Raw genomic sequence first — 5,417 nt, forward strand, 5'->3', positions numbered from 1 at the left:
ATTAAGAATAACTCAAAATTATTAATCCATAATCCGTCTATGGCTGAAAAAGGTAATTTTTCAATTTTATATAAAATACCATTTGTGGAGTTGATTAGCCAATTTAAGAATATGCCTAAAAACTGATTTATCGTAGCGAATGGTATCATTAGAAAAGCAATTCCAGCATACATAATTAATGCCACCGGAAACACAATTAATAAATTACTAAGCAGGAAATACATTGGAAATTGGTGGAAATAATATACGCTTATCGGAAATGTGGCCAATTGAGCAGCAATCGATAATGCAGAATAACTCCATATATAATCCAATATTTTATTTTTGATATAAAAAGCACTATAAATTATGGGATGGAAATATACTAAGCCTGCAACTGCGAGATAAGATAATTGAAAGCCGACATCAAAGAGATAAAATGGATCATATAAAAGCAGAAAAAATGCAGAAATAGCCATTAAATTATAGGTATTCTGATTTTTATTGATCGCCTTACCAAGTACCACAAAACTTAGCATTAGTGCAGATCGGCATACCGATGGGGAAAAGCCCGTAAGGAGTGAATAAAACCAAATAACTCCAATAATGATTATTAATCTAATCAGAATAAGCTTTTTATTTTTATTCATTGCTTTGAGAAAAAATGACAAAACAAGAAATACAATACCAACATGCATACCTGAAACAGAAAGTACGTGCATTGTTCCGGTTTTAGCGTAAGCCTCTATCAAATCCTTGTTCAAATCGGCGCGATAACCCAAAATTAAAGTCGATGCTAATGAAGAGGCTTCGCCATCCGGAATATACTGAATGAATTTTTTTACCAAGCGTTTTCTTAAAGAAAGTGCATAAGATATAATGGGGTTTCCTGTGTTTTGTGCTATTATTTGGACTTCTACTGTCTCAAGAAAAAGTTGAAAATAAATTTGCTCACTTTTTAAATAGGATTTATAATCAAACTCCCCCAAATTATATGTTGGTTCAATCTCTTTATAATTTGCCGGGACTAACAATAGGTCTCCGTATTGAAAACTTTTATTTTTTAGACTATCAACTTTTATTGATACCAATAACTTCCCCGTACTATTCTGAATGGAATGCTTTGAATAAGTTGCAGACACTTCTGTCTCAAAACGATAAATGCCAGCACTTAATTTAGGTTCATTCGTGATTTTAACAATAAGGATTTCTGGTTTTAAAGAGCTAAAATATTCAGCATCAAACTTGCCCGAATAATGAACAGTTAAACTATATGACAAAAGAGCAAGAAAACAGTAAATAAGAAGTCCGAAGCCCCAAACCCACCGATATAATTGATATTTTTTATAATAAAGTATTAAGATTAGGTATAAGATGGGGATTAAAACAAGCAAAATAACACCCCAAGAATAGATGAAAGAATGAGCGAAATTCGAGGCAATGATTATCCCTACAATCAAAGGAATTAATAACCTAACAAATGGTACCTCTCCCTTAAAAATCATATTTAAAACTGAAATCGCATTTGTAACCTTATATCAGATTTATTGCTTCCAAAAATCTGATCATTACCACTACCCACTGATTCTTGTCCGCTATAACTAGTATTAGAATATCTGAGCCAAAGATCTAATCCCCTAAAAAATGTATACCTCATATTTACATAAAAGCGTGTCCCCTTGCCTTGATAAGCAGGAACAGAATAGGAATATAAAACATCATTTTCATAGGCATAAATCCTAGAATTAAAACTTTCAGTATCAAAAATTCCAAAACGTAAATTTCCAGATAATTTTGAACTTAGAGGTTTATAAATAAGGTCTTGATAAAGTAAAAAACCCATTTCAGTATTTAAAAAACCCTTTTGATAGCGAAGAGCTTCAGCACGATTTCTTAATGTAAAACGATCATCTAAAACATAAATAAGCTCAAAACGATAGTTTTGCTTATCAACATCCTCCAAGCCAAAAGAATCATCCAAATCACCTCTATTTTCTTCTCTCAATTGTTGCTTAAATCGAGCACTAATTTTGAACTTCTTATTCATTTTATAATTGAGCTGGGCAAGCATTTCATAGCCTGAAGATGGAGCATCAACTCTAAATTTGAGCCATGGAAATTTGAAGTAATCGGAATAAATGAAAAAATCCCATTTTGAGTTAAATTTAAGTGACATTGCCGCATAAAATCCATTCTCATTAACTGCATTGGAAGCTTCAGAGACTGATTGATTAAAAAAAGAATGGTAATTTTCAGCGTATTTTCGGTGCAATAGCACCAACGATACTCGAGGCGAAAGGCTTGTCATTAAGCCATTAATAAAAGCATAGCCAGACTTTAAACTATGGGCCATCTCCCCAAAGAAATATGTGTTTTTCAGGGTATAATCATAATGAAAGCCCAAATTTAATAGCGAATTACCACGGTATTCAAACTGCTCATACAATGATTTCCCAGCGCCAAAAGGAATATTGAAATTAGTTTGATAGCTGGTAATACCAAGATTCAAACTCCTCTTATTATATTGAATATTAGCACCATAGGTGGTGGAAGAAAGCCTATTTTTATTATCAATTTCGGTTGGAGTACGATGTAAACCACTGATATTTAAGGCGCCAATTTCAGTGCTCTCATTGCCTAAACTAGCATCCAATTTTTTCTTAGAAATGAAGGGAGTGAAAGAAATCTTCTTGAAGCTAAAAGTAGCTGCAGCACCTCTTAAAAAGCTAGCTTCATTTACGGAGCTATAGGGTTTTAATCCGAAATCTTGCTTTGCGATTGTGGTTATTCCGGCGCCTTTACCAAAGCCTGATCCCGCCCACATGGTTAAGCCCTGACCAAACTGAAGGGCATAATCGCCTAATACAAGCTTTTTTATTGCTCCTTGTCCCCGATATGAGATACTCCCAGAATAAAAGTCGAACCCTTTGTTTTTATTCTTATCTAAAAAAGTTTCCCCAGCATCTTTCTCCATATTGAGGGAAACAGCTAAAGTGTTTACATAATTAAATCGATATCGAGTTAAAAGTTTTAACGGTGATCCCAAGTAATTTGGTGCTTTTAAAGCGTCAGCACTCAAGAAACCTGCCTGCCTCTGAATCAGTTGTCCCATCCTAAAAATCAAATCATGATTCCCTCTTTCAATTATTTTTTTAGCACTTATATTTTGTAAAGGAGAAGGAATTCCCACTTTCACGAAATTCAATAACAAGCTAATTACCTCATAATCGAGACTTACTACACTTTGTAATTCGAGTTCATCCATAAAGGGGCCATTTAAACTTCTGTGATTTAGGATACCGTTGATTTGCAGAGGACTTAGAAAAAGTAATTCTTTTAATTGCTCGGCACTAGCACGGTTTAAATCCATGGGGTTTAACTTATAAAAGTTTAGTCGCTCTACTAGGTCCGAATAATCCAACTCTTCGCTAGGATCACGAGAAACCAATTCCAAAATCTGATTAATAATTTCGGAGCTCTCATCCTGACAAAGGGCCCCTTGGTGCATGGAAAAAGAGATAATGAGCATAAAAAAAAGACCTTTACCCTTAAAATTCATAGCTAAATGCCAAATTTGGTGAATAGCCGAGGTGCTGATGTGAGGAAACAGCCATATCTAGTACAAAACGATGATAAATAATTCCGAAACCCGCATATTGTTTAAACGGATTAGCCGATAATCCCCCCCGCAGCGCAAACCATTTAATAAACTTGTACTCCATTCCTATTTTGGTATCTATTGCAGCATCCAAAACTTTTTGAATGTCACTAATAACTAAAACCTTATCGCTAAAAACATAAGAAACACCAAAAGAAAGAGCTACAGGAAGGCTCGTTCCAGGCAAATCATGAAAGTTAGTTTTTGCAGGATTTGAAATATGAGAAGCAATCCATAACTGTTCATTAACGCGATATTGCATTCCAGCATCCACAGAAATAAGACTTTCAGAGCCATATTTTGCAACACTAAACTGGTGATGCTTAATAATGATGGAAAGTGCTAGAGCACCAGAAAAATTTTTCGAGTAAACGATGCTACTCGTTTGTTCTAAATATTCATTAAAGCCATAGCGTTGAAAACTTATTCCTAAAACATTTTTGTTAAAGGGAACGGCCAATACTGCTTTTTGAGTACTTAAATCATGAACTGAGAAATGCCGTTGATAGGCTAAAGCAAAAATCGGCCTAGTAAGGTGAGCAATTCCTGCCGGATTATGTTGTAAAGACCATACATCTTGAAGAGCAGTGCCTGCAGAGCCCATGGCCAATGAGCGCGGCCCGGGACTAATTTGAGCGATTGCAGTGGTATGTAAAAAAGCTAAAATCAGGCATATATATTTCATGAACTGAAAATAACTAGCATATAATTGCCGGTCAAAAGAAATTATTTAACGGTCATTTGTAACAATAAGCGGAAAAATTCGTCTTTTTACAGGATAAATTTAAAAATCATGAAGAAAGTTATTTTAAGTATTGCGCTGTTACTAGTAGGAACAGGCATTTTTGCACAATCATCAAGCTCTGTACTGAGCGGCAAAGTAAATGAAGGAACAATCGTTTATTCAGTTGAATGGAAATTGCCTGAGCAAATGCAAGCAATGGCAGCTAGTATGCCTACAGAGTTAACTGTATATTTTAAGGGAGATTCATCCAGTTTAAAATCGGAGTCAGCCATGTATAGTAGCATAAATATTCTTAATGTAAGTAAAGAATATGAGCGTTTACTTTTAGATATTCCAATGATGGGGAAAAAATTATCTGTGATATTTTCGCCTGCTGATCAAGAAAAAATGGCTGCAAATATGCCTAATATGACCTTAAAGGAAGGTACAGAAACAAGAACTATTGCCGGATTTAAAGCATTAAAACATGATGTAAATGAGTCTAAATCAAATGGAAACTCTGAAGCTTGGTTTACTAAAGACATAGATATTGCACAAAATTCTTTGAGTCGTTTTTTCAACAAAAGCTATGGTATTCCACTTGAGTTTGTTTCATACATGAATGGAATTGGTGTTAAAGCCATTGTTAAGGAAATTAAAGCTGGTACCGTTCCTGCTGGTTCATTCGCCGCATCAAAAGATTTTGAGGAGATTACTCTTGAGCAATTGATGCAAATGCAAGGTGGTGGTGAATAAACCATATTAAACCTATTTAAAAGCTCTTTAACATCCTGATTTATTTTTATAAATTGCAAGGATGTTAAAAAGCTTTTTTGTTTTTGCAAGGTTTTTCCTCTTCTGGATTCTTTTCTTTTTTCTTGAAAGGCTCATATTTCTTATTTATTTCGCGGATAGGCTCACAAATATCGAAATAGGTGAAATTGCAGTCACCTTCTTTTATGCGCTTCGTTTAGATGCTTCGATGATTGCCTACCTTTCAGTAATTCCACTTATTGTTTACCTCATTTTACTTTTTATTCCCCGCTATAAATTCCC

General features: G+C 34.5%; 4 protein-coding genes and 1 pseudogene. 2 read left to right on the forward strand and 3 right to left on the reverse strand.

All coding sequences use genetic code 11. The features are described from left to right. The 3 genes from ACILQF_RS10130 to ACILQF_RS10140 form a co-directional block, all read right to left on the reverse strand. Nucleotides 1-1,484, reverse strand: a 1,484-nt coding sequence (locus ACILQF_RS10130; protein WP_395627293.1) for a ComEC/Rec2 family competence protein, incomplete at its 3' end; no start/stop codon positions are given. A 2-nt stretch (nt 1,485-1,486) separates the two neighbouring features. After that, nucleotides 1,487-3,538, reverse strand: a complete 2,052-nt coding sequence (locus ACILQF_RS10135) for a ComEA family DNA-binding protein (protein ID WP_395627294.1) — start codon at nt 3,536-3,538, stop codon at nt 1,487-1,489. Next, the gene (locus ACILQF_RS10140; RefSeq protein ID WP_395627295.1) at nt 3,528-4,322 is read right to left on the reverse strand and encodes a hypothetical protein; all 795 of its coding nucleotides are present in this window, start codon (nt 4,320-4,322) and stop codon (nt 3,528-3,530) included. The genes ACILQF_RS10135 and ACILQF_RS10140 overlap by 11 nt, the downstream gene beginning before the upstream one ends. Nucleotides 4,323-4,430: 108 nt before the next feature. Between ACILQF_RS10140 and ACILQF_RS10145 the strand changes: the two genes are divergently transcribed. After that, entirely contained in the window at nt 4,431-5,117 is a 687-nt protein-coding gene (locus ACILQF_RS10145) for a hypothetical protein (protein ID WP_395627296.1), read from the forward strand. A gap of 61 nt (nt 5,118-5,178) precedes the next feature. After that, nucleotides 5,179-5,417 (forward strand): annotated as a pseudogene (locus ACILQF_RS10150) (sulfatase); the annotation flags it as partial.

It is taken from the genome of Daejeonella sp. (genome assembly GCF_044232565.1).
Lineage (GTDB): Bacteria > Bacteroidota > Bacteroidia > Sphingobacteriales > Sphingobacteriaceae > Daejeonella.

Bases quoted from the DNA above. Each gene is read 5' to 3' on its own strand.
- ACILQF_RS10135 (WP_395627294.1), bottom strand. From the start codon at position 3,538: ATGAATTTTAAGGGTAAAGGTCTTTTTTTTATGCTCATTATCTCTTTT.
- ACILQF_RS10140 (WP_395627295.1), bottom strand. From the start codon at position 4,322: ATGAAATATATATGCCTGATTTTAGCTTTTTTACATACCACTGCAATC.
- ACILQF_RS10145 (WP_395627296.1), top strand. From the start codon at position 4,431: ATGAAGAAAGTTATTTTAAGTATTGCGCTGTTACTAGTAGGAACAGGC.